Below are 20,151 nucleotides of genomic sequence, written 5' to 3' on the forward strand. Positions count from 1 at the left end.
AGCGGCCTGAACGGTCGGCGCGATGCGCATGATTCGCATTTGGAGTAGCATCCGCCGGCTTTTCGCCCCGCCTCCCGGATTCGTCGTACCCATGCCGATCGCCCCGCTGCCCCCGCGTACCTCCGTCATCGCCACGGCGTTGATCGCCGCATTCGCCGCCCTGCCTGCCAGCGCCGCCGCGCAGAGCGCACCGCCCACCCCGACCGAACTGGACACGGTCAAGGTGACCGGCAACTGGCTGGACAACCCCACCGAAGCCACCCTGCTCGACCATCCCGGCGCACGCAGCATCGTCGAGGCCCAGCGCATCGCCGAAAGTGGATCGACCAGCGTGCGCGACGTGCTGCGCCAGATCCCCGGCGTGCAGGTGCAGGACAGCAACGGCACCGGCGGCAGCGACGTGTCACTCAACGTCGGCGTGCGTGGCCTGACCTCGCGGCTGTCGCCGCGTTCCTACGTGCTGATGGACGGCGTGCCGATGTCCTACGCGCCGTACGGCCAGCCGCAGCTGTCGCTGGCGCCGGTGGCACTGGGCAACCTGGAATCGGTGGACGTGGTGCGCGGCGCCGGCTCGGTCCGTTACGGGCCGCAGAACGTGGGCGGCATCATCAATTTCGTCACCCGCGCCATTCCCACCGGTTTTGCAGGCACGCTCGGCGTCAGTTCGGAAATGTACGGCCGCAGCGGCAACACCAAGACCGTGCCGAGCCTGTTCCTGGGCGGCACCACCGACGGTGGCCTGGGCATGGCGCTGCTGTACTCGGGTACCCACGGCAACGGCTGGCGGTCGAGCAACGATGCGACCGACATCGACGATGTGATCCTCAAGAGCGCCTACCACCTGGGCAACGCCGGCGACCTGGCACTGTCGCTGCACCACTTTGAAGGCAGCGGGCGCATGCCCGGTGGCCTGACCACCGCCGAGTATGCCGACGACCCGTTCCAGTCCACGCGCCCCTATGACGTGTTCAGCGGCCGCCGCAGCGACGGCTCGCTCAAGTACAGCTACAGCGATGGCCGCAACAACGTGGAGGTGCTCGGGTACTACGTGGATTCCTTCCGCGGCAGCTACATCGAGCAGGACGGCAGCGGCGCCAGCGCCGGCCAGCGCCGTCTCACCGCCGCGCCGCGCAGCTACCACTATCTCGGTGTGGAACCGCGCTATTCGCGGCTGTTCACCACCGGCACGGTGGTGCAGGAAGTCAGCGTGGGCTACCGCTACCTGAAGGAGGCCAGCAGCGAGGTGGCCTCCCGGACCGGCTACTACCGTCCCGGCGCCGCCGTGGCCGGGTTCGACCTGCCGCTGCTGCCGTACCAGACCAGCCGCGGCGGCACCACCGCCAACGCCTTCTATATCGACGACCGCATCGACGTCGGCGCGTGGACGATCACCCCGGGCGTGCGCGTGGAAGACATCCGCACGTTCAACCACATCACCAACCTGGCCACCAACGGCAGTGTCACCAGCACGCTGGCACCCGGCATCGATTCGCGCGAGACCCTGCCCACGCTGTCGGTGCTGTACCGCCTCAACGCGGCGTGGTCGCTGTTCGCCAACGGCGGCAAGTCGTTCGGCCCGCAGCAGTACAGCCAGCTGGCCTCCACCACCGAAGGCCTGCACCCGGAATCGGCCACCACCTACGAGCTGGGCACGCACTTCAATGGCAACGCGCTGAGCGGCGAGTTCACCCTGTTCAACGTGGACTTCGACAAGGAACTGCAGCTGGCCCGCTCCATCGTGGGCGAAGGCATGTGGACCGACCTCGGCGCCACCCGCCATCGCGGCGCCGAATCGGCGCTGCGCTACGACATGGTCCACCTCAGCGACGCGCTGGCCGGCCTGCAACTGTCCATGACCTACACCTGGACCGAGGCGACCGCCCGTGCCGGTGCGTTTGCCGGCCGCGACCTGCCGCTCTACTCGCGCAACGTGGGCTCGTTCGGCGCGCGCTACGCGGTTGACCGCTGGACCTTCAACGCCGACGTGTTCGCCCAGTCCGGCCAGCGCTCGCCCGGCACCCCGGCGGTGGGCGCACCGTATGTCACCGAGGAAGACGCCACCGGCCGCCTCGGCGACATCCCCGGCTATGCCACCGTGGCGGTGCGCGCCGGCTACGACTTCGGCCCCGAACTGCACGACCTGAAACTGGCGGTCGGCGTCAAGAACCTGCTCGACCGCCGCTACTACACGCGGTCCACCGACAACAACGGCGGCAAGTTCGTCGGCCAGCCGCGCACCGTGTACCTGCAGGGCACGCTGGCGTTCTGAGTGGCCTGCACTGCGCGGCGGGAACACCGCGCAGTGCAGCACGGGCGTGGCCGCCGCTGGCGGTACCATCGGACCACTGCCTACCGGATGTGCACCATGACGGTTCTGTCCTTCGATCCCCGCCCGCGCCGCGCGGCCTTCCGTGCGCTGCACGAGCGTGGCTGCTTCGTGCTGCCCAACCCGTGGGACGTGGGCAGCGCACGCTACCTGCACGGCCTGGGCTTCCCGGCCTTGGCCAGCACCAGTTCCGGTGTCGCGTGGAGCCAGGGGAAGGCCGATGGCCAGCTGTCACTGGACGCTACCCTGGACCATCTGCACACGCTGGCGGCGGCAACGCCATTGCCGGTGAACGCAGACTTCGGCGACGGCTTCGGCAGCCTCGATGAGGTCGGTGGCAACGTGGCACGCGCCATCGCCACCGGCGTGGCCGGCATCTCCATCGAGGACGCCGGTCCGGATCCGGCACATCCGCTGCGCACGCTGGACGATGCGGTGGCGCGGGTACGCGCCGCGCGCGATGCGATCGACGCGTCCGGTGAAGACGTGCTGCTGGTCGGCCGCGCCGAGAACTTCTTCGTCGGCCGCCCCGATCTGGACGATGCCATCACCCGCCTGCGCGCCTATGCCGCCGCCGGCGCGCACTGCCTGTACGCCCCCGGCATCACCACCCGCGCGCAGATCGACGCGGTGGTGGCCGCAGTCGCGCCGCGACCGGTCAATCTGCTGGTGGGCAGCGCGCTGCCTTTCACCCTGCAGGACATTGCCGGCATGGGCGTGCGGCGGGTCAGCGTGGGCGGTGCGATGGCGCGCACGGCCTGGGGCGGGATGATGCGCGCATCGCAGCTGCTGAAGGACGAAGGCCGCTTCGACGGTTTCGCCGATGCGGCCTCCGGGGCGGCGTTGAACCAGTTGTTCCGCTGATCGGCTCAGTGGCTGGACAGCACCACCACCGCGCCGGTGACCAGTGCGATCCCCACCCAGCCGATCGGGCGCAGGCGGTTGCCGAACAGCACGCGGCCGCACAGCGCGGTACCGATCACGCCGATCGCGCCCCACATCGCGTAGGCGGTGGCCAGGTCCAGCGTTTTGACCGCCTGGCCAAGCAGCGCGAACGCCACCCAGACCAGCGCGATGGCGCCGATGCCCCAGCCGGGCTTACGGAAGCCGTCGGACTTGGCCACCATCATGTTGGCGGCGATGTCGATCAACGCCGAGCACAGCACGAACAGAAAGGCGGTGAGGTTCATGACCCGTGCTCCTCGCCCAGCGTGACGCAGACAATGCCGACGGCCGCCATCGCCAGGCCGGCCGCCTGCTGCGGCGACACGCTGTCCTTGAACACCAGGATGCCCACCAGGGTCAGCAGGGTCAGGCCAAGGCCTTCCCATACCGCATAGGCGACACCGACGGCGATACCGCGCACCGACAGCGCCAGGAAGTAGTAGGACACGGCCAGTGCAGCCGCCATGACGGCATACCCGAGGTAACCCCCATGACGGGCGGCATCGGCCATGAACGAGGTGCCGACCACTTCGGCCACGATTGCCACGAGCAGACAGGCCCAGGCGATCAGGCCGCCACGGGCACGGGATGAGGAATGCACCTGTGTGTGCATGGAAAACTCCTTGATTGCAGCCGGCGCGCACCCGTGCAAGGCGGGGCGCCGGACATCGGCCACGCGGGCGGATGCGGTGGAACGGGCGATGGCGCCCGGATGAGGTCGCCATTATCATCGCCTTTTCCATCAGGCCAAAGATGGAACCCATCGGAAAAGGCGATATATAGATGCGCTACAGCCCCGAGTCCCTGCATGCCTTCGTCGAAGCGGCCGCGCTGGGGTCGTTCTCCGCCGCCGCCCGCCGCCTGAAGAAGACCCAGTCCACGATCAGCACGGCGATCGCAACGCTGGAGGCGGACCTCGGCCTGACCCTGTTCGACCGCAGCGGCCGCTACCCGGTGCTGACCGACGACGGGCGCAAGGTGCTCGGTCACGTACAGGAAGTCCTCGCCGCCGCCGACCGCCTGGAACAGCTCAGCATCCGCCTGGCCGACGTGGTGGAACCGCGCCTGAGCCTGGTGTTCTCCGACATCTACCAGATCGATCCGGACCACCACCTGCTGCAGCGCTTTGAACACCGCTTCCCGGACATCGAGCTGGAATGGCTGGATGCCGAGGGCGACGATGTCCTGGACGTGGTGCAGCGGGGTCGTGCCCACCTGGGCGTGTTGCCGCAGCAGGCCAGCTACCCCTCCGACCTGGCGGTGCGCGCCGTGCCGCTCCGCGCCGAGATGGCCGTATTCGTCGCCCGCGACCATCCCCTGGCGCAGCGCGCCGCGATCGATGAGGCGCACCTGGCCGGGCATCGGCAGATCTGCCTGAGCGGCAACGAACGGCGCAGCGGTCACGCGCGTGGCCGCACCTGGGCCGCGTCGGATTACCTGATGGTGCTGGAAATGGCCGAAGACGGCTTCGGCTGGGCCGAGCTGCCGCGCGCACTGGTGGCCCGCTACGGGCGCGGCCAGCTCTGCGAGCTCGCCCTGCCCGGCTGGCCGCGGCTGGTGGCCTGCGATGCGGTGTGGTCCAAGGGCGCGCCGTTGGGGCCGGCAGCCCTGTGGCTGCTGGACCAGTTCCGGGCCGCGCAGGAGGCGTGACCGGGCATGTAGGCGCTTGGAGCGGAGGGGGTGTAGTGCCGGCCGCTGGCCGGCTCTTCATGGCCCCATTCGGGAACACGGGGAGCCGGCCAGCGGCCGGCACTACTTCATGGCTTCGATCCGGAATGCGGGGAGCCGGCCAGCGGCCGGCACTACGGCTGGGGTTCGGCGGAGCCGGCCAGCGGCCGGCACTACCTGCCTTCAGTGGGTCAGCGCGTAATCGATCGCCGCGCAGATCGCTGCCACCTGGGCATCGTTGCACTGCTGCGGGGTGGCGCGCGGGCTGTCCGGGTAAACCTCGGTGGTGGTGGTGTAGCGGGCGCCGCTGACGCTGGCGCACAGGCCCAGCTTTTCCAGGGGGTACTCGATCACGCCCGGGGCCACGACCGGCGAGCCGATGATCTCGCCCTTGTCGTCGGCCGGGGCGATATGGGTCACCTGCTCCACCGCGGCATTCACCGCCGTCTGGAACGCCGGCTGCGGGTTCTCGCTGTCATCGACCAGATAGAAACCATCGGGAATCAGGCCCGGCTCGAACGGCTTGCCGTCGCGTGCAGCCAGCGCCGGGCGGAACTCGGTTTCATCGCTGTCGGTGGTTTCGTGCAGATCGATGTGCATCACGATGCTGCCGCGCAACGGCGCGACCAGGGCGGTCAATGCTGCCGATTCGGCGGCCGGGCTGTTGGCCACGAAGGAGCGGTTCGGGTCGATCGCATCGGCATTCCAGCGCTGGATGCGCTCGTAGCCCCACGGGCTCACACAGGGCACGACCAGCAGATTGGCGCGGCCGGCGTAACCGGCGGCACGCGTCTGCAGAAACTGCAGCGCGCCCTGCACGCCGCTGGTTTCGTACCCATGAATGCCGCCGGTAACCAGCATGGTGGGCAACGCCGGGTTCCAGTCGCGGCTGCGGACGGCAAACAGCGGGTACTGGTCCGGGGCGTAATCGAGCGTGCCGTACTGGCTGACATCGAACGCGCCACGCAGGGCCTCCACCGCCGGCAGCACGTCATCGGCATAGCGCCGCTGCGGCACCTGGCGCGCGCGCCACTGCGCCTTCTCCGCTGCGCCCCACGGCTGGCCGGGGGTACCGATCGGGTAGAAGGTGGCGTCGTTCATGGCGTGCTCGTGTCCGGTGGCTGGAAAGCGGGGATTTTATCATCGCCGCCGCACCCGCCCTCAGGCGTGGGCGAGCCAGCCGCGGAAACCCAGCCCCTGGTAGAACGGTTCGACCCGGGCGAAGCCGGCGTCGCGCAGCATCGCTTCATCCTGCGCCGGCGACAGCACGTGCAGATGGTCGGCCACCGCCGCGCGCCCGTTGGCGGCCTGCGTGGGCGCGATGCCCGACGACACCGCGAAGGCGGCATACCGGGCCAGCCAGCGTTCGCGCGCCTCGGCCGCCTGATCGAAACTCATGTGCGCCAGCACCAGCGGTGCACCCGGCCGCAGCCGCTGGTGCAGCGCCTGCAACGTGGCCATGCGCGCCGGCGCCGCCACGAAATGCAGCGTCAGCAGGCAGGCGGCGGCGTCGAAAGGCCCCTGCGGCGCGCTGTCGATGTAACCGTGGTGGAGCGTGGCGCGCCCGGCCAGATCGCCGAGCGTCTGCGCTGCCAGGGCAAGCATCGGGGCCGACGGGTCCACCCCATCAAAGCGCCAGCCCGGGTGCGCCGTGGCGAAGGCGCGCAGTTCCAGCCCGCCGCCTGCGCCGAGCACCAGTACGCGGGCCTGCGCTGGCGCGGATTCGGCCAGCAGCTGTGTGCACATCCGTTGCAGGTCGGCGAATCCCGGTACCAGCCGTGGCGGGCCTTCCGCATAACGCGTCACGGCGGCGGGGTCTGCATAGGCATCCATCAGCACACGTCCGAATAATGTAACAATAGACGTTACATTACAGGCCTGAACCGACGCCTGTCATCCCCCGGTGTACTGCGCGTCGCTGACTTTCTCCAGCCATGTGACCGGCGAACCGTCCACCGATTCGGCAATGGCGATGTGCGTCATGGCGACATCCGCCTGCGCGCCGTGCCAGTGCTTGACGCCCGGTGGGATCCAGACGATGTCGCCGGGCCGGATCGCCTGCGCGGGCTTGCCCCACTCCTGCACGTGGCCCGCGCCGTGGGTAACGATCAGGGTCTGGCCGAGGGGATGGGTATGCCAGGCCGTACGCGCGCCGGGCTCGAAGGTCACAGTGGCACCGCCGACACGGGCGGGGGCGTCGGCCTGGAACGGCGCATCGATCCGTACGGTGCCGGTGAAGTAGTCCGCCGGCCCGGCGACGGACGCCGCGCTGCCGGCGTTGGCGATCCGGATCGGCGCCGTCTCGGCGGGCAGCGATGCGGCCATCATGGTCAGCGACAAGGCAGAGGTGAACATGGACATGGGCGTCTCCTGTGGCGGTCGGTTCACTGTAGGCAGTGCCGGGACCGCGGACCAGCCGGCCAGCGCCGCATGGACCCAGTACCGATGCTCATCAATCGCACGCCGGCATTGCGCGCCCTCGCCCCCGGCGCCCATGATTGGTTTCGATCAATTGCCCTTCGCCATCCACCGGACTCATCAATGGCCCGCGAGAACCTCAACGACCTGCAGGGGTTTGTCACCGTTGCCCGCGAGCGCAGTTTCACCCGCGCCGCGGCCCAGCTCGGGGTCTCGCAGTCGGCCCTGAGCCATACCGTGCGCGGGCTGGAGGAACGGTTGGGGGTGCGCCTGCTGACCCGCACCACCCGCAGCGTTTCGATGACCGAAGCCGGCGAGCGCCTGTATGACACGGTGGCCCCGCGCATGCAGGACATCGAGGCCGAACTGGTCGCCATCGCCGAATACCGCGACCACCCGGCCGGCACCATCCGCATCACCACCGCCGAACACGCGGCCAACACCCTGGTCTGGCCACGGCTGAGCGCGGTGCTGCCACGCTACCCCGACCTGAAGCTCGAGCTGACCGTCGACTACGGGCTGGCCGACATCGTCGCCCAGCGCTACGACATCGGCATCCGCCTCGGCGGCAAGGTGGCCCGCGACATGATCGCCGTGCCGATCAGCGGGCCGCAGCGGATGGCGATCGTGGCCAGCCCGGCCTACTTCACCCGGCATGTCGCGCCGGTCACACCGGGCGACCTTGCCGCGCACGACTGCATCGGCCTGCGCCTGCCCACCCACGGCGGCCTGATGGTGTGGGACCTGCACAAGGACGGCGAGGACGTGAACGTGCGCGTGGCCGGCCAATGGACCTTCAACGGCAGCAGCGCGATCCTGCGCGCCGCGCTGGTGGGCGCGGGGCTGGCCTACCTGCCCGAGGACATGGTGATCGAGCACCTCGCCGCCGGGCGCCTGCAGCGGGTGATGCCGGACTGGTGCGATGTGTTCGACGGCTACTACGCGTATTACCCGAGCCGCCGTCAGTCCTCGAGCGCGATGCGGGTGGTGATCGACGCGCTGCGCCAGCGCTAGCGCCCGACCAGTTGCTGGCGCGCGGCGTTGTAGCGGTCGCCGACGATGGTCACCGCGTCCAGCGCCGTCTGGATGTCGGCGAGATCGCCACTGTCCAGCTGCAGGGCCAGCGCGCCAAGATTTTCCTGCAGCCGCTCGGGCCGGGTGGTGCCGGGAATCGGCACGATCCACGGCTTGCGCGACAGCAGCCAGGCCAGGGCGATCTGCGCGGGCGTGGCCTGGTGGTCGATGGCGATGGCGGTGATGCGGTCGACCAGCGCCTGGTTGGCGGCCCGTGCCTCGGCAGCGAAGCGCGGCACCGAGTTGCGGAAGTCATCGGCGGCGAAGGCGGTATCGGCCTGGATCGCGCCGGTCAGAAAGCCCTTGCCCAAGGGACTGAACGGGACGAAGCCGATGCCCAGTTCCTCCAGCACGGGCAACACGCTGGTCTCCGGCTCGCGCCACCACAGCGAGTACTCGCTCTGCAGGGCCGTCACCGGCTGCACCGCATGGGCGCGCCGCACGGTCTCGGCGCCCGCTTCGGACAGTCCGAAATGACCCACCTTGCCCTCGGCGATCAGATCCTTGACGGTACCGGCGACGTCTTCGATCGGCACCTGCGGATCGACCCGGTGCTGGTAGAAAAGATCGATGCGCTCGGTCTTCAGCCGCGCCAGTGAGGCCTCGGCGACGGCCCGGATGCGCGCCGGCCGGCTGTCCAGCCCGGCGTCCGCGTGGCCCTCGCGGAAGCCGAACTTGGTCGCGATCACCACGCGATCGCGGTACGGCGCCAGGGCCTCACCGAGCAGGCGCTCGTTGGTGAACGGCCCATAGACTTCGGCGGTATCGAAGAACGTGACGCCCTGCTCCACGGCCGCGTGGAGCAGGCGCACCGCAGCGTCGTGACCGGTGGCGGGGCCATAGCCATAGCTCAGGCCCATGCAGCCCAGGCCGAGCGCGGAAACGGTGAGGCCACTACGGCCCAGAGTACGGGTGATCATGCAGGGCTCCTGCGTGCGCCAGTGGCGCCGGATGGGGGAGCGGTCACGTTACGCGCGCGCCGGCCCCCGATTGCAGGGGCTGGCGCGCATGCGGTCATGAACCGGCGTCATCAACACCCGTTCGCGCACCGGCTCACGGCCGCAACAGCACCTTGCCGCTGCGGCCCGGTTCGAGGCTGGCGCGCGCCGCCGCCGCGACGTCCTCCAACCCGTACACGCCCTGCACGGGAAGGCTCAGGCCACCGCTGGCGGCCAGCTGCAGCAGTTCGCCCACCAGCCGCCGCTTTTCGTCCGGTGCCATCGCCTGGCTTGCCTTGCTGCCCCAGAAGCCTTTGACCGTGGCCTGCTTGAAGATCACGTCGCCGGAGTTGAGCTGCATCGGCTCACCGCTCATCGACCCGAACGACACCAGCGTGCCGCCGTCGCCCAGCAGGGTCATGAGCTCGCTGCTGGCCCGGCCGCCCACCGAGTCGACCGCCGCGGCGATGGACTGCTCTCCGACCAGCGCCTGCAGCTGTGCCATCCAGTCCGAGCGTGCGGTGGATACCGTGTTCCCGATACCGAGCGCCGCCATGTCGGCCACGCCGTCGTCGCGCCGCACCAGGTTCACGCAGTGCACGCCGCGCGCCTTGGCCAGCATCGCCAGCGCCTTGCCCACCGCGCCGTTGGCGGCGTTCTGCAGTATCCACTGGCCCGGACGCACCTGCAGGAACTCCAGCAGCATCAGCGCACTGAGCGGCATCGCGATCAACTGCGCGGCAACCGCGTCGCTGATCGCATCGGGCATCGGAATCACCATCCGTGCCGGGGCGATGAAGGCCTCTGCCCAAGTGCCGTGCACCGAGGCCGCACTCACCCGCTGCCCGACCTGCAGGCCGTCCACGCCGGCGCCGAGGGCATCGATGACCCCGGTCGCCTCGCTGCCGCCAATGGCCGGCAGCGGCGGCTTGTAGCCGTAGCGACCGCGTACGGTCCACAGGTCGTGGTTGTGGATGGGGGCCAGCACGGTGCGGATGCGTACCTCGCCAGCCGCCGGTTCGGGCAGGCGCGTCTGCGCGCAGCGAAGCACGTCGGCCGGTTCGCCGAAGCGGTCATGCAGCGCCGCCCGCATCAGCGGCTCCCGGCGCGCTGCGGCGCGTCCTGGCAGGTGGAGAACGAAGGAACAGGCATCAGGATCGTCATGGGGGATCTCCTGGAGGAAGGAAAGGTGGCGCTGCGCTCAGCGCCGGTGGCGGTGCGCCGCGGCCACGGCCGGCACCGGATGGCGCCAGGCACGCGCGCGCAGCAGCAGGGTCTGCAGCACCAGCAGCGCGCCAGCCGCCAGGGCCAGCACGGCGATGCTGTCGGCACCCGGCAGCGTCCAGCCGGACTGCTTGATGTGCACCCCCACCAGCGCCCAGACCACGGCGGCCGGGTAGGCGAAATGGCCGCGCAGGCGGTGGTTGGCCCACCACGCCAGCAACGTGGCCAGCACCAGCAGCACCACGCTCCAGCCGAACATGTTCTGCGTGGGCAGCCACTGGTACGCCACGATCACCTGCGCGGTATTGAGGAACGCCGCCATGCTCAGCCAGCCGGCGTGCAGGGCCAGGGGATAGGCCGCCCACGCGCGCTGCGCGCCGCTGGCCTGGGCCGGCGAGGCGCGGAAGGCGGCCACCAGCAGGCAGATCAACGCGGCCCAGATGATCGCCAGGGCGGGCAGGAACCATTGGTTGGAGAACACCGGCATCCATGCGGCGGTGAGCGCGAACCCGCACGCCGCCCAGCCACGCACGCCGTCCAGGTCGGGCTTGCGGCGACGCAGCTGCCACAGGCCGAACACCACGTCCCAGAGGAAAATCAGGCCCCAGATCGCAAAGGCGTAGCCGGCCGCGACCAGCAACGTGGGATACCGGTCGGAGATGGCGCCATTGGTCGGGCCGAACATACCGGACTGCGAGAACCACGACACCACCGGCATGGCCACTGCGGCCAACAACACAATCCAGCGCATGCATCACCTACCCAACGAAAGAGCGCTGACGATACGCGTTCAGCGGTTAAGAAGGTGGCATGGCGCACGGCGCGGCCCCGCCCCGGTCGTGGCCGGATCACGCTGCGATACGGCCCGATATTGCAATCACTTACTAACATAGCCCTTGCTATATTGAGGCATGGACCGCCCTCGCCTCCCCACCACTGCCGATCCCGCCTGGCCCACCGCGGCCGGGCACAGCCCAAGCCTGGGCGACATGAACGCCAGCGTTGCAGTGCCCAGTGGCGGCCACTGGTGGTTCCGGCTGCTGGCCTTCCTTGGCCCGGGCTACATGGTGTCGGTCGGCTACATGGACCCGGGCAACTGGGCCACCGACATCGCCGGTGGCGCGCAGTTCGGCTACCTGCTGCTGTCGGTGATCCTGCTGTCCAACCTGATGGCGATCGTGCTGCAGGGGCTGTCGGCGCGGCTCGGCATCGCCACCGGACGCGACCTGGCGCAGGCCTGCCGCGACCACTACTCCCGGCCGGTGAACCTGGGCCTGTGGCTGCTGTGCGAGATCGCGATCATTGCCTGCGACCTGGCCGAGGTGATCGGTACCGCGATCGCGCTGAAGCTGCTGTTCGGCATTCCGCTGCTGGCCGGCGCGATCATCACCGCGGTGGACGTGGTGCTGGTGCTGCTGTTGATGCATCGCGGCTTCCGTGCCCTGGAAGCCTTCGTGATCGCGCTGCTGCTGGTGATCTTCGGCTGCTTTGCGATCCAGATCGCGCTGGCCGCGCCGCCGCTGCAGGCCGTGCTGGCCGGCTTCATCCCGCACGCCGAGGTGGTGACCAACCCGCAGGCCCTGTACCTGGCGATCGGCATCATCGGCGCCACGGTGATGCCGCACAACCTGTATCTGCACTCCTCCATCGTGCAGACCCGCGCGTATCCGCGTACCGACCCGGGCCGCCGCAGCGCGCTGCGCTGGGCGGTGGCCGACAGCACCCTGGCGCTGATGCTGGCCTTGTTCATCAATGCCTCGATCCTGATCCTGGCGGCCGCCGTGTTCCATGCACACGGACGCACCGACGTGCAGGAGATCGAGCAGGCCTACGAACTGCTGGCCCCGATGCTGGGCGTGGGCCTGGCGTCCACGCTGTTCGCCGTCGCGCTGCTCGCCTCGGGCATCAACTCCACGGTGACCGCCACGCTGGCCGGCCAGATCGTGATGGAAGGTTTTCTGCGGCTGCGCATCGCGCCGTGGGCGCGCCGCCTGATCACCCGCGGCATCGCCATCGTGCCGGTGGTGGTGGTGACCGCCATCTACGGCGAACAGGGCACCGCGCGGCTGCTGGTGCTCAGCCAGGTGCTGCTGTCGATGCAGCTGCCGTTCGCGGTGATCCCGCTGGTGCGTTTCGTGTCGGACAAGGCCAAGATGGGCGCCCTGGTCGCGCCGCGCTGGCTGATCGCGCTGTCCTGGCTGATCGCTGCGGTGATCGTGGTGCTCAACGTCAAGCTGCTGGTGGACACGCTGGCCGGCTGACGCGGCGATCAGAACGCCCGCTCCAGCTTCAGGCTGACCAGGGTGCGGTCGTAGCCGTACAGCCACCCTACGCTGCTGTCGACCTGGTTGTAACGCAGGGTCAGGCTGGGCACCAGGCCGGCCACGGCGAAGCGCTCGGCCTTGAGCACACCGATCCAGCCCTGCTCGTCATCGCGACGCGTGGCCGCCAGCAGGGGGCTGTACGCGTCGTAATCGCGGTGACGCAGTGCGGTGAACACGGTGGCACTCACGCCGTTCCATTGGCGCACCGCCCCCAGGCGCACCCCGTACTGGCGATAGCCGTTGGACGCCTCGCGCGCGTCGCTGTCGAGCAGATCGACACCGCCGAACACGGTCCAGCGCGCACCCAGCCCCTGGTACCAGGTGGCATACACCGCGGCGCTGCGGCCGTCGTACTGCTCGGCATAGGCGGTCCGCCGGTAACGCGGGACCTTCCAGTCCGCCTCCAGCTTCAGCAGCTGCCGGGGCGATACCGTCCAGCTCCACTCGCCATGCAGGCCGGCCGCACCGAACAGTGCGCTGTTGCCCAACGCCTGGTAGTCGAACGACGGCGCCAGCGCCGCGCTGTGGCGACCGCTGCGCCAGCTGTAGCCGGCCTGCACGGCAAGATTGAATTCGTTGTAGGCCGCATGGTCGTCGAAGGCCTGCCCGTAGACCAGGCCACGTGCATACGCACCATGATGGCCGCGCAGCGCCCAGCGCCGCTCCAGGCTCGCATCGTAGTCCAGCCCGTTCGCGGCGATCGCCGCCGGCAGCTGCCGTTCGATGAAGCACGTGCCGCTGCCGTCCGCCAGCAGGCAGGTACGGCTGGCCGAGGTGCGGTTGATGTTGTCGCTCCAGGTGGGTCCTGCGGCCACCGCCCCCGTCCAGGTGGCGCGGTCGCGCAGCGCCTGGCGATAGCGCTGCACGCTGCGGCGCACGCCGTCCGTTCGCGGATCGTCGCCATCCAGGTCGGTTTCGATGGCTGCAAACCGTGTCGCGGCTTCGCGATCCTGCTGATCCTCGAACAGCACGCGCGCCAGTTCCAGCCGTGCCGGCAGGAAGCCGGGCTGCGCGGCAAGCAGCGCCCGGTAGGCGTCCGCGGCGGCCGCATAACGGCCGGCCACGCGTGCCAGCGCGCCCTGCGCGTAGTACACCAGCAGCGGATCGCGGTCCTCCAGCGTCAGGTATTCCGCCAGGAAACGCTGCGCTGCGGCCCACTGCTGGTGCTGCAGCGCCAGATACAGCGCCTGCCCGACATCATTGGCAGTGCGCTGCACGGTATAGGTCTGGCCGTCGATGGTGACGACCGGTCGCGCGCCCTGCCCGTCCTCGGCCAGCAGCTGCTGCTCGCGCGCATGGCTGCGCAGCTGCGCGCCCTGTTCGAGCACGCGGCGCATGTCGTCGCGCTCCTGCGCATGCAGCGGCAGCGCCAGTCCCAGCACACAGACACAGCCCGCCCACCGGCGGGTCGAAGCAACAAGGGGCATCACGGAATCCAGCAGAGAGTGTGGCAAGGACTGGCGATTGGCGGCTTGTCCTTGCCCGGTCCATCAATGACCACGCCGGTGGATCACACCGGAGCGGTCATCAGTTCTTGGTGCCGCCGAAGGCGGTGTCGTACTGGCTGTTGCCGGCGAAGGTCGCGATGCCGGCCAGCGACGCCGCGTTGGCGCCGAAGAACTGGCCCTGCGTGGTGCCGGCGGCCCCATTGGCGAACGCCGCGCCGGCGAAGCTGGCACTGCCCGCATTGATGGAGGCGTTCACACCGACCACCAGCCCGGTGCCGTTGAGTACACCGGTCAGGGTGCCGGCGCCGAAGTCGGCATTGAACGTGCCCTGCAGCAGGTTGCTGCCGCTGAACTGGTTCAAGCCGGCCACCGCATAGCTGGCCGTGCCGGCCGGCAGCGTGGTGCCGGTGCGGTCGCCCACGTAATAGACCTGGCGGTTGCTGAAGCTGCTGGCGCCATCCCTGGACCATTCGCCGAACCAGACATCGCCGCTGCCGACCTTGACGAAGCTGAAGTAGCCCATGCCGCTGTGGCTGCCCGGCGTCCCGGTGATCGGCACGTTGAGGGTCTGCACGGTGACGCCGTTGATCGGGGTCTTGCCGCTGTAGGCGCTGAGCCCGGCGAAGTCGACTTTCAGGCCACCGGACACGGTGGACACGCCGATGCCGGCCTTGTCGCGGCTGTGCGGACCCGCCTGCACCTGGGAGGCGCCCACGCTGATGTTGAACTCGGCGCTGGTGGACGGGCTGTTGGCACCGACGATGTCGGCGGCCTGGGCATTGCCGGCCAGCACGGTCAGGCTGGCCACGGCCAGCAGGGAGAGGGAGATGCGGATGTTCATGACAGTACCTTTGAGAGAGATTCGTAAGGGATGCTGATACTTCCGGTCGGGCAGCTTTCACGGGCGCATGGCGGGCCTCCTTGGCGATCGGGGGTGGGACATCAGAACCGCGCCGTGAAGCCCAGCTTCAACGTGCGGCCGGGCGCGGCCATCGCCGAGCGCGTGGCCGGATCGACGTAGTAGCGGTTGGTCAGGTTGCTGCCGACCAGGTCCAGCGTGGCGTTCGCCGCCAGCTTCCAGGACACATAGGCATCAACGGTGGTGATGCTGCCCCAGGTGAACGGCACGTTGATCCACAGCAGGTTCGCCCGCGTTTCCTTCTGCGCGCGATAGGCATCCAGGTCCGGGTTGTCGTGCCCGCGGTAGTGCACCACGCGGCCGCCCACGTCGAGCCGGTCGGCGAACAGGCGGGCACCCAGCGACGCGTTGATCGACAGCCGCGGCACGGCCTGGGTGATCAGGTAGCCGCCGAGGAAGCCGTCCTGTACGCAGTCGGGCACCTGCCCGCGCACCCGGTCCAGCATCACTGCCGAACTCTCGTCGCAGACCTCGTTCTCCAGGGTGCGGGTGGCACCGAGGTCGCCGAAGAAGCGGCCGTTGTCGTAGCGCGCCTGCAGCTCCAGGCCGCGCAGGGTCTGCTTGTCGATGTTGTTGAACAGGAACAGGTTGTCGCGCTCGATCACATCGCGCGTCTTGTGCACGTAGTAGCCGAGCTTGACGTCGGCGGTCGCGGCCCCGCCGAACAGCCCGGACAGGTTGTGCACGTAGGCCACTTCCATGTTGTGGGCATGCTCGGGCTTCAGCGGGTACAGCGGGTTGAAGCTGCTGGAGAAGGCGATGGTGCTCTCGAACATGCTCGGGAACCGTTTGGCTTCGGCATAGCGCAGGTAGACGCGGCTGGTATCGCTGAGCTGCAGCGTGGCCGAGAAGGTCGGCAGCCAGGCGTGATCGCGACGGCGCGGATTGCCGCCACTGACGGCGGTGAGGCTGCCGGTCTGCACCGCGCACAGGTCGGTGCCGTTGGCGTGGTACGGCTGGATGCCGGGCAATGCGGCGATCTCGCCATTGAGGCAGGGATTGTCGGCGCGGTGGTAGTTGCCCGCTGCGTCGGGTGTCCACGCACGGCTCTGCTCCACCGTGCGCGTATTGCCGATGGTGGCACGCAGCGCGGCAATGCTCTGGTCCACCACCGACCCCATGCCGATGCTCTGCCAGAACGCGCGCGAGGATTCCCAGCGGTCGATGTCGGCCTGCACATCGGCGGCGGTGATCGGTACCGCCACGCGGTAGCGCACCTCCCAGTTGCTGGCCGATGCCGTCTGCAGTTCCGGGTGCGCGTCGAGGAAGTCGTCGAAGGCCCAGTAACTGCTGTAGCGCATGCCGGCGTTGAGGGTCAGCGCCGGCACCGGCCGCCACTCCATGTCGAGGTAACCCTCCCACTCGTGGCGACGCCCGGCGCGCGGGTACATCCGCCAGCCGTCGGACGCACCAAAGTAGGCATCCTCCGAGCGCAGCGTTTCGTGCTGGAGGTTGCCGCCCACGGTCAATGCCAGGCTGTCGGCGAGGGCGAAGCGGTTGCTCAGCGTGGCCCCGTTGCGCGTACTGCGCGCGTTGGCCAGCGCGGTGTTCTTCAGGATCGGGCTCCAGGCCGGATTCCACTGCGGGTTGCCCTGGGCATAGTTGGGAAAGCCGCCCGCGCTGTAGGTGTCGCTGACCGTGTCGGTGCGCCACAGATTGGCGTACACGTCCAGCCAGCGGCTGCCCGCCGGCTGGTACTTGTATTCCAGGTTCCAGGATTCGGCATCGACCCGGCTCAGCGGCCACTGCACCGCCCCGCTGCTGCTGTCGATCCGCGAGGGCATCACTTCACCATAGTGCGACAGCGTATCGCGGTAGGTCAGCCGCAGCAGCTGGTCGTCGCCGGGGTGCCAGGTCGCTTTGAGCAGCCAGGATTCCTGCTCGCTGGAGGTGTTGGGCACTTCGTCACCGGGCTTGAACGCCAGCGCCAGCGTGCGGATGTAGTCCTCGGCCAGGGTGCGGTCGCCATCCTGCTGGTAGTACCCGGCGCCGCGGGTGCCGGAAAAGTAGTTGCCCCGATCGCGGTAGGCGTAGGCCGCCAGCACATCCACCTGCTCGTTGCGCGCGCCCAGTGCCAGCCGGTAGGCGTAATCCTCGCCGGCGAACACGTTGTTGCCGCCCCGCGATTTCAGGTCCACGCGCAGGGTTCTGTCGGTGTAGGGCGAGGCCGGCGAGGCCTGCGGGAAGCCCTCCACGGTGCGGTAGTCCTCGCCGGTGTGCAGCCGCGGGAGGCGGGGCGCGACCGCATTGCTGCTGCCCTCCAGCTTGAACTCGCCGCCGACGCGCTCGCCTTCCTCCAGCACATCGTCCACGTCCAGGGTCTTGATCACCATCGCCCCGCCAATGCCGGTGTGCACGTCGCGCACCAGGCCGGGGCCCTTGATCACCTGGATGCCGCCGATCAGGTTGGGATCGATGTAGTTGCGGTTGCCTACGCCGTTGTAGCCACGCCATACGGTCAGCGCCTGCTCGGTGCCGTCGATGGTCACCGGCACCCGCCCCGGCCCCTGGATGCCGCGGATGTTGATGTCCAGCGCGCCGCTGTTGCGCGCGTCGCCGCTGAACACCCCGACCAGGTCCTTGACCAGGTCCGCCGGGTTGGCGCCCTTGTAGCGTTCGACCTGCTCACGCCCGGAATAGACCGTGGAACGGTCCAGCTCGAACACGTCATCCTTGCCGCGCAGGTCGCGGGCGCGGCCGGTGCTTTCGATGGGGCTGGCCCCGACCCGCAGCGTGTCGGTGACGATCACATCGGCGGCGGCCGGTGCGGCCGCCTCGATCGCCCAGCTCCCCGGGGCGATCGGTCGCGCCACCAGACCGGTGCCACGCAGCAGCGCCTGCAGCCCCTGCTCCGGCGTCAGCCTGCCCTGCACCGGCATGGACCGCAGTCCCTCGGCCACCGCGCTGCGGAACACCACCTGCACGCCGGCCTCGCGTCCGAACCGGCGCAGCGCCGGATCCAGCGGCTGGGCCGGGATATCGAAGGGGGTCGCGACACTGCTGCCGTCGCGCGGTTGCGCGTTGGCCGCCGGCGCAGCCGTGGCCAGGGCGGCGGCGATCCCCGCCGCAAGCGTCGCAGTGAAGAACCGGCGGCGCCGGGAGGGCGAAGCAGACAGCATTGAACAGGACTCCTCAAGGATGACGTTGCCGCCGATGCATCGGGCATCGAGGGCGCGGGTGGCTTGAGGAGAAACCGTGTTCCGCTCTGGCTATGTCACTAAAGACAACCGTGCGGGCCATCTGCCCACACCAATCGCATCGGAGGCGCATGCACGCGGCGGCTGGCCGCCACACACCCTGATCGTCATGCCGGCGCTCACCACACCACCATTGCCCCACCCGGCAGGCGGCGCACCTGCAGGCCGCTTTGCCCTGCGATGGCCTGGATGGCCTGGTCCGGCTGATCGACATGGAACACTGCCGAGATGGGGGTGGCGGCACCTGCCTGGCCCACTACCCACACCGGCGCGCTGCGGTAGCGCGCCATCCGTGCAATGGCCTGATCGGCAGGCGTACGATCCAGCAGCACATCGCCACGGCGCCACGGCGCGATGTCCTCCAGGGCGACCGCGCCAGGCTCGCCCACCGGCTCGCCGCGCGCGTCGAAGGCCAGCCGCTGGCCGGCCCGCAGGCGGCCGAGCACACCGCTGCCGGCGCTGACCTCCACTTCGCCCTCGCTGACAGCGGTGACGATGGCGCCGGGCTGCATGTCCACCGCAAACGCGGTGCCGATGTCCAGCACTTCACCCTCACCGGCATGCACCACGAACGGCAGCGGTGCATGCACCACATCAAACCAGGCGCGCCCCTGCAGCAGCACGACCGTGCGCTGTGCCGCGTCGAAGCGCACCGCCAGCGCGGAGTCGGCATCCAGCACCACGGTACTGCCATCGGGCAGCCGCGCCGTGCGCGGCTGGCTGCCGCTCTGCAGGTCGCTGCGCAGTTCCAGCAACAGCGGCGGGCCGAGCCCGACCGCCAGGGCAAGCACCGCGGCCACCGCCAACAGGCGGCTCCGCCAGCGCCGACGGTGCAGCCGCTGGTGCGCCTGCGGCAGCGGCTCGATCAGGCCGGGCAAGGCGGCAAGTACGTCCGGCCCGGCCGCATCGACCTGCCGCCAGAACGCACGCTGCCGCTCGAACGCCACGCGGTGACGCGGATCGGCCTGCAGCCAGGCCTCGAGCCGTCGCTGCGCAGCGGCGTCGAAGGCCTCGTCCTGCTGCCGCAGCGTCCAGCGCAGCGCCTGGCGCAGCTGACGGGGCGTCGGGGGGGCGGTATCGCTCATGCTATCGACCTGCTGTGCCGCCGCGCGGCACCCTTGGGAGTACAGACAAACCAGGGCGCGATCTGCCCACGGCAGCAACCGGCCGCGTTCATGCGCCGTGGTACCGCTGGATCAGCAGGGCCGCACGCAGCACGTGCTTGCCCACCAGGCTCTTGGAAATGCCCATGCGCGCGGCGATTTCGCGTTCGGACAGCCCCATGTAGCGGTTGAGCACGAAGGCGCGGCGGACCGGTTCCGGCAGTGCCAGGATGGTCTGGGTGATCTCGCGCAGCTGCGCCTGCGCCAGCGCCGTGCGCTCGCCATCGGTCCCTTCGCCGGCCCCCTCGCGCGCCGCCTCGGCCAGTGCGCGGCGTTCACGGGTGTCGGCCTGGCGGCGGTTGAGCGCGTGGTGGTACGCCATCCGATAGAGGTAGCCGCGCGGATCGTCGATCGGCGGCTCACCCGGCACGGCACTGGCCTTCAGGTAGAGGTTCTGCAGGGTGTCTTCGGTGCTTGGCGGGTCCAGGTAACGACCCAGAAACCGGGACAGAGCAGGCCGTTCTCGAATCAGCAGTTCGACCAGGACAACAGCATTGGGGGGCATGC

18 protein-coding genes are annotated in these 20,151 nt (G+C 69.4%); 5 read left to right on the forward strand and 13 right to left on the reverse strand.

Going from position 1 to position 20,151, the window contains the following annotated elements; genetic code table 11:
- The first annotated feature begins 91 nt into the window (after positions 1 to 91).
- Together ACLB90_RS00465 and ACLB90_RS00470 are read left to right on the forward strand one after the other, a co-directional pair.
- Complete coding sequence (locus ACLB90_RS00465) at positions 92 to 2,269, forward strand: TonB-dependent receptor family protein (protein WP_411851113.1); 2,178 nt, start codon at positions 92 to 94, stop codon at positions 2,267 to 2,269.
- A gap of 96 nt (positions 2,270 to 2,365) precedes the next feature.
- Positions 2,366 to 3,190 (forward strand): oxaloacetate decarboxylase, encoded by an 825-nt coding sequence (locus ACLB90_RS00470; RefSeq protein WP_411851114.1) that lies wholly within the window; start codon positions 2,366 to 2,368, stop codon positions 3,188 to 3,190.
- 5 nt (positions 3,191 to 3,195) lie between these two features.
- Here the strand turns inward: ACLB90_RS00470 and ACLB90_RS00475 are convergent, their stop codons facing one another.
- On the reverse strand, positions 3,196 to 3,516 hold the full coding sequence (locus tag ACLB90_RS00475; RefSeq protein ID WP_411851115.1) for a DMT family transporter: 321 nt from the start codon (positions 3,514 to 3,516) through the stop codon (positions 3,196 to 3,198).
- On the reverse strand, positions 3,513 to 3,884 hold the full coding sequence (locus ACLB90_RS00480; protein WP_411851116.1) for a DMT family transporter: 372 nt from the start codon (positions 3,882 to 3,884) through the stop codon (positions 3,513 to 3,515). Before ACLB90_RS00480 ends, ACLB90_RS00475 begins: the two co-directional genes overlap by 4 nt.
- A gap of 170 nt (positions 3,885 to 4,054) precedes the next feature.
- Between ACLB90_RS00480 and ACLB90_RS00485 the strand changes: the two genes are divergently transcribed.
- Positions 4,055 to 4,921, forward strand: a complete 867-nt coding sequence (locus ACLB90_RS00485; protein WP_411851117.1) for a LysR family transcriptional regulator — start codon at positions 4,055 to 4,057, stop codon at positions 4,919 to 4,921.
- Positions 4,922 to 5,122: 201 nt separating this feature from the next.
- On the opposite strand, the gene ACLB90_RS00490 is transcribed toward ACLB90_RS00485, so the two are convergent.
- From ACLB90_RS00490 to ACLB90_RS00500, 3 genes are read right to left on the reverse strand one after another with little or no spacing between them, the layout of a single operon-like run.
- Positions 5,123 to 6,040, reverse strand: a complete 918-nt coding sequence (locus ACLB90_RS00490) for a M14 family metallocarboxypeptidase (RefSeq protein WP_411851118.1) — start codon at positions 6,038 to 6,040, stop codon at positions 5,123 to 5,125.
- Positions 6,041 to 6,100: 60 nt separating this feature from the next.
- A complete protein-coding gene (locus ACLB90_RS00495; RefSeq protein WP_411851119.1) occupies positions 6,101 to 6,772 on the reverse strand; it encodes a class I SAM-dependent methyltransferase in 672 nt (223 codons plus the stop codon).
- A 60-nt stretch (positions 6,773 to 6,832) separates the two neighbouring features.
- Positions 6,833 to 7,300: a cupin domain-containing protein gene (locus tag ACLB90_RS00500; protein ID WP_411851120.1), complete on the reverse strand. Its 468-nt coding sequence runs from the start codon at positions 7,298 to 7,300 to the stop codon at positions 6,833 to 6,835.
- Between the two features lie 180 nt (positions 7,301 to 7,480).
- On the opposite strand from ACLB90_RS00500, the gene ACLB90_RS00505 reads away from it, so the two are divergent.
- A complete protein-coding gene (locus ACLB90_RS00505; protein ID WP_411851121.1) occupies positions 7,481 to 8,371 on the forward strand; it encodes a LysR family transcriptional regulator in 891 nt (296 codons plus the stop codon).
- On the opposite strand, the gene ACLB90_RS00510 is transcribed toward ACLB90_RS00505, so the two are convergent.
- The 3 genes from ACLB90_RS00510 to ACLB90_RS00520 all read right to left on the reverse strand — a co-directional run bounded on the left by ACLB90_RS00510 (position 8,368) and on the right by ACLB90_RS00520 (position 11,344).
- Positions 8,368 to 9,351, reverse strand: a complete 984-nt coding sequence (locus ACLB90_RS00510; RefSeq protein ID WP_411851122.1) for an aldo/keto reductase — start codon at positions 9,349 to 9,351, stop codon at positions 8,368 to 8,370. The genes ACLB90_RS00505 and ACLB90_RS00510 overlap by 4 nt on opposite strands.
- Before the next feature lie 133 nt (positions 9,352 to 9,484).
- Complete coding sequence (locus ACLB90_RS00515; RefSeq protein WP_411851123.1) at positions 9,485 to 10,462, reverse strand: zinc-binding dehydrogenase; 978 nt, start codon at positions 10,460 to 10,462, stop codon at positions 9,485 to 9,487.
- A gap of 108 nt (positions 10,463 to 10,570) precedes the next feature.
- A complete protein-coding gene (locus ACLB90_RS00520; RefSeq protein WP_411851124.1) occupies positions 10,571 to 11,344 on the reverse strand; it encodes a hypothetical protein in 774 nt (257 codons plus the stop codon).
- Between the two features lie 238 nt (positions 11,345 to 11,582).
- Between ACLB90_RS00520 and ACLB90_RS00525 the strand changes: the two genes are divergently transcribed.
- Positions 11,583 to 12,854 (forward strand): Nramp family divalent metal transporter, encoded by a 1,272-nt coding sequence (locus tag ACLB90_RS00525; RefSeq protein ID WP_411851125.1) that lies wholly within the window; start codon positions 11,583 to 11,585, stop codon positions 12,852 to 12,854.
- An 8-nt stretch (positions 12,855 to 12,862) separates the two neighbouring features.
- Here ACLB90_RS00525 and ACLB90_RS00530 read toward each other — a convergent pair whose 3' ends face one another.
- The 5 genes from ACLB90_RS00530 to ACLB90_RS00550 all read right to left on the reverse strand — a co-directional run bounded on the left by ACLB90_RS00530 (position 12,863) and on the right by ACLB90_RS00550 (position 20,149).
- Positions 12,863 to 14,344 (reverse strand): surface lipoprotein assembly modifier, encoded by a 1,482-nt coding sequence (locus ACLB90_RS00530; RefSeq protein ID WP_411851126.1) that lies wholly within the window; start codon positions 14,342 to 14,344, stop codon positions 12,863 to 12,865.
- Between the two features lie 100 nt (positions 14,345 to 14,444).
- Complete coding sequence (locus ACLB90_RS00535) at positions 14,445 to 15,206, reverse strand: Slam-dependent surface lipoprotein (RefSeq protein WP_411851127.1); 762 nt, start codon at positions 15,204 to 15,206, stop codon at positions 14,445 to 14,447.
- A 101-nt stretch (positions 15,207 to 15,307) separates the two neighbouring features.
- Complete coding sequence (locus ACLB90_RS00540) at positions 15,308 to 18,403, reverse strand: TonB-dependent receptor domain-containing protein (protein ID WP_411851128.1); 3,096 nt, start codon at positions 18,401 to 18,403, stop codon at positions 15,308 to 15,310.
- Positions 18,404 to 18,600: 197 nt separating this feature from the next.
- Positions 18,601 to 19,566, reverse strand: a complete 966-nt coding sequence (locus ACLB90_RS00545; protein ID WP_411851129.1) for a FecR family protein — start codon at positions 19,564 to 19,566, stop codon at positions 18,601 to 18,603.
- An 88-nt stretch (positions 19,567 to 19,654) separates the two neighbouring features.
- Positions 19,655 to 20,149, reverse strand: a complete 495-nt coding sequence (locus ACLB90_RS00550; RefSeq protein ID WP_411851130.1) for an RNA polymerase sigma factor — start codon at positions 20,147 to 20,149, stop codon at positions 19,655 to 19,657.
- Positions 20,150 to 20,151: the final 2 nt, after the last annotated feature.

Source organism: Stenotrophomonas sp. LGBM10 (assembly GCF_046736075.1).
Classification (GTDB): Bacteria; Pseudomonadota; Gammaproteobacteria; order Xanthomonadales; family Xanthomonadaceae; genus Stenotrophomonas.

Bases quoted from the DNA above. Each gene is read 5' to 3' on its own strand.
- ACLB90_RS00465 (WP_411851113.1), top strand. From the start codon at position 92: ATGCCGATCGCCCCGCTGCCCCCGCGTACCTCCGTCATCGCCACGGCG.
- ACLB90_RS00470 (WP_411851114.1), top strand. From the start codon at position 2,366: ATGACGGTTCTGTCCTTCGATCCCCGCCCGCGCCGCGCGGCCTTCCGT.
- ACLB90_RS00475 (WP_411851115.1), bottom strand. From the start codon at position 3,516: ATGAACCTCACCGCCTTTCTGTTCGTGCTGTGCTCGGCGTTGATCGAC.
- ACLB90_RS00480 (WP_411851116.1), bottom strand. From the start codon at position 3,884: ATGCACACACAGGTGCATTCCTCATCCCGTGCCCGTGGCGGCCTGATC.
- ACLB90_RS00485 (WP_411851117.1), top strand. From the start codon at position 4,055: ATGCGCTACAGCCCCGAGTCCCTGCATGCCTTCGTCGAAGCGGCCGCG.
- ACLB90_RS00490 (WP_411851118.1), bottom strand. From the start codon at position 6,040: ATGAACGACGCCACCTTCTACCCGATCGGTACCCCCGGCCAGCCGTGG.
- ACLB90_RS00495 (WP_411851119.1), bottom strand. From the start codon at position 6,772: ATGGATGCCTATGCAGACCCCGCCGCCGTGACGCGTTATGCGGAAGGC.
- ACLB90_RS00500 (WP_411851120.1), bottom strand. From the start codon at position 7,300: ATGTCCATGTTCACCTCTGCCTTGTCGCTGACCATGATGGCCGCATCG.
- ACLB90_RS00505 (WP_411851121.1), top strand. From the start codon at position 7,481: ATGGCCCGCGAGAACCTCAACGACCTGCAGGGGTTTGTCACCGTTGCC.
- ACLB90_RS00510 (WP_411851122.1), bottom strand. From the start codon at position 9,351: ATGATCACCCGTACTCTGGGCCGTAGTGGCCTCACCGTTTCCGCGCTC.
- ACLB90_RS00515 (WP_411851123.1), bottom strand. From the start codon at position 10,462: ATGCGGGCGGCGCTGCATGACCGCTTCGGCGAACCGGCCGACGTGCTT.
- ACLB90_RS00520 (WP_411851124.1), bottom strand. From the start codon at position 11,344: ATGCGCTGGATTGTGTTGTTGGCCGCAGTGGCCATGCCGGTGGTGTCG.
- ACLB90_RS00525 (WP_411851125.1), top strand. From the start codon at position 11,583: ATGAACGCCAGCGTTGCAGTGCCCAGTGGCGGCCACTGGTGGTTCCGG.
- ACLB90_RS00530 (WP_411851126.1), bottom strand. From the start codon at position 14,344: ATGCCCCTTGTTGCTTCGACCCGCCGGTGGGCGGGCTGTGTCTGTGTG.
- ACLB90_RS00535 (WP_411851127.1), bottom strand. From the start codon at position 15,206: ATGAACATCCGCATCTCCCTCTCCCTGCTGGCCGTGGCCAGCCTGACC.
- ACLB90_RS00540 (WP_411851128.1), bottom strand. From the start codon at position 18,403: ATGCTGTCTGCTTCGCCCTCCCGGCGCCGCCGGTTCTTCACTGCGACG.
- ACLB90_RS00545 (WP_411851129.1), bottom strand. From the start codon at position 19,566: ATGAGCGATACCGCCCCCCCGACGCCCCGTCAGCTGCGCCAGGCGCTG.
- ACLB90_RS00550 (WP_411851130.1), bottom strand. From the start codon at position 20,149: ATGCCCCCCAATGCTGTTGTCCTGGTCGAACTGCTGATTCGAGAACGG.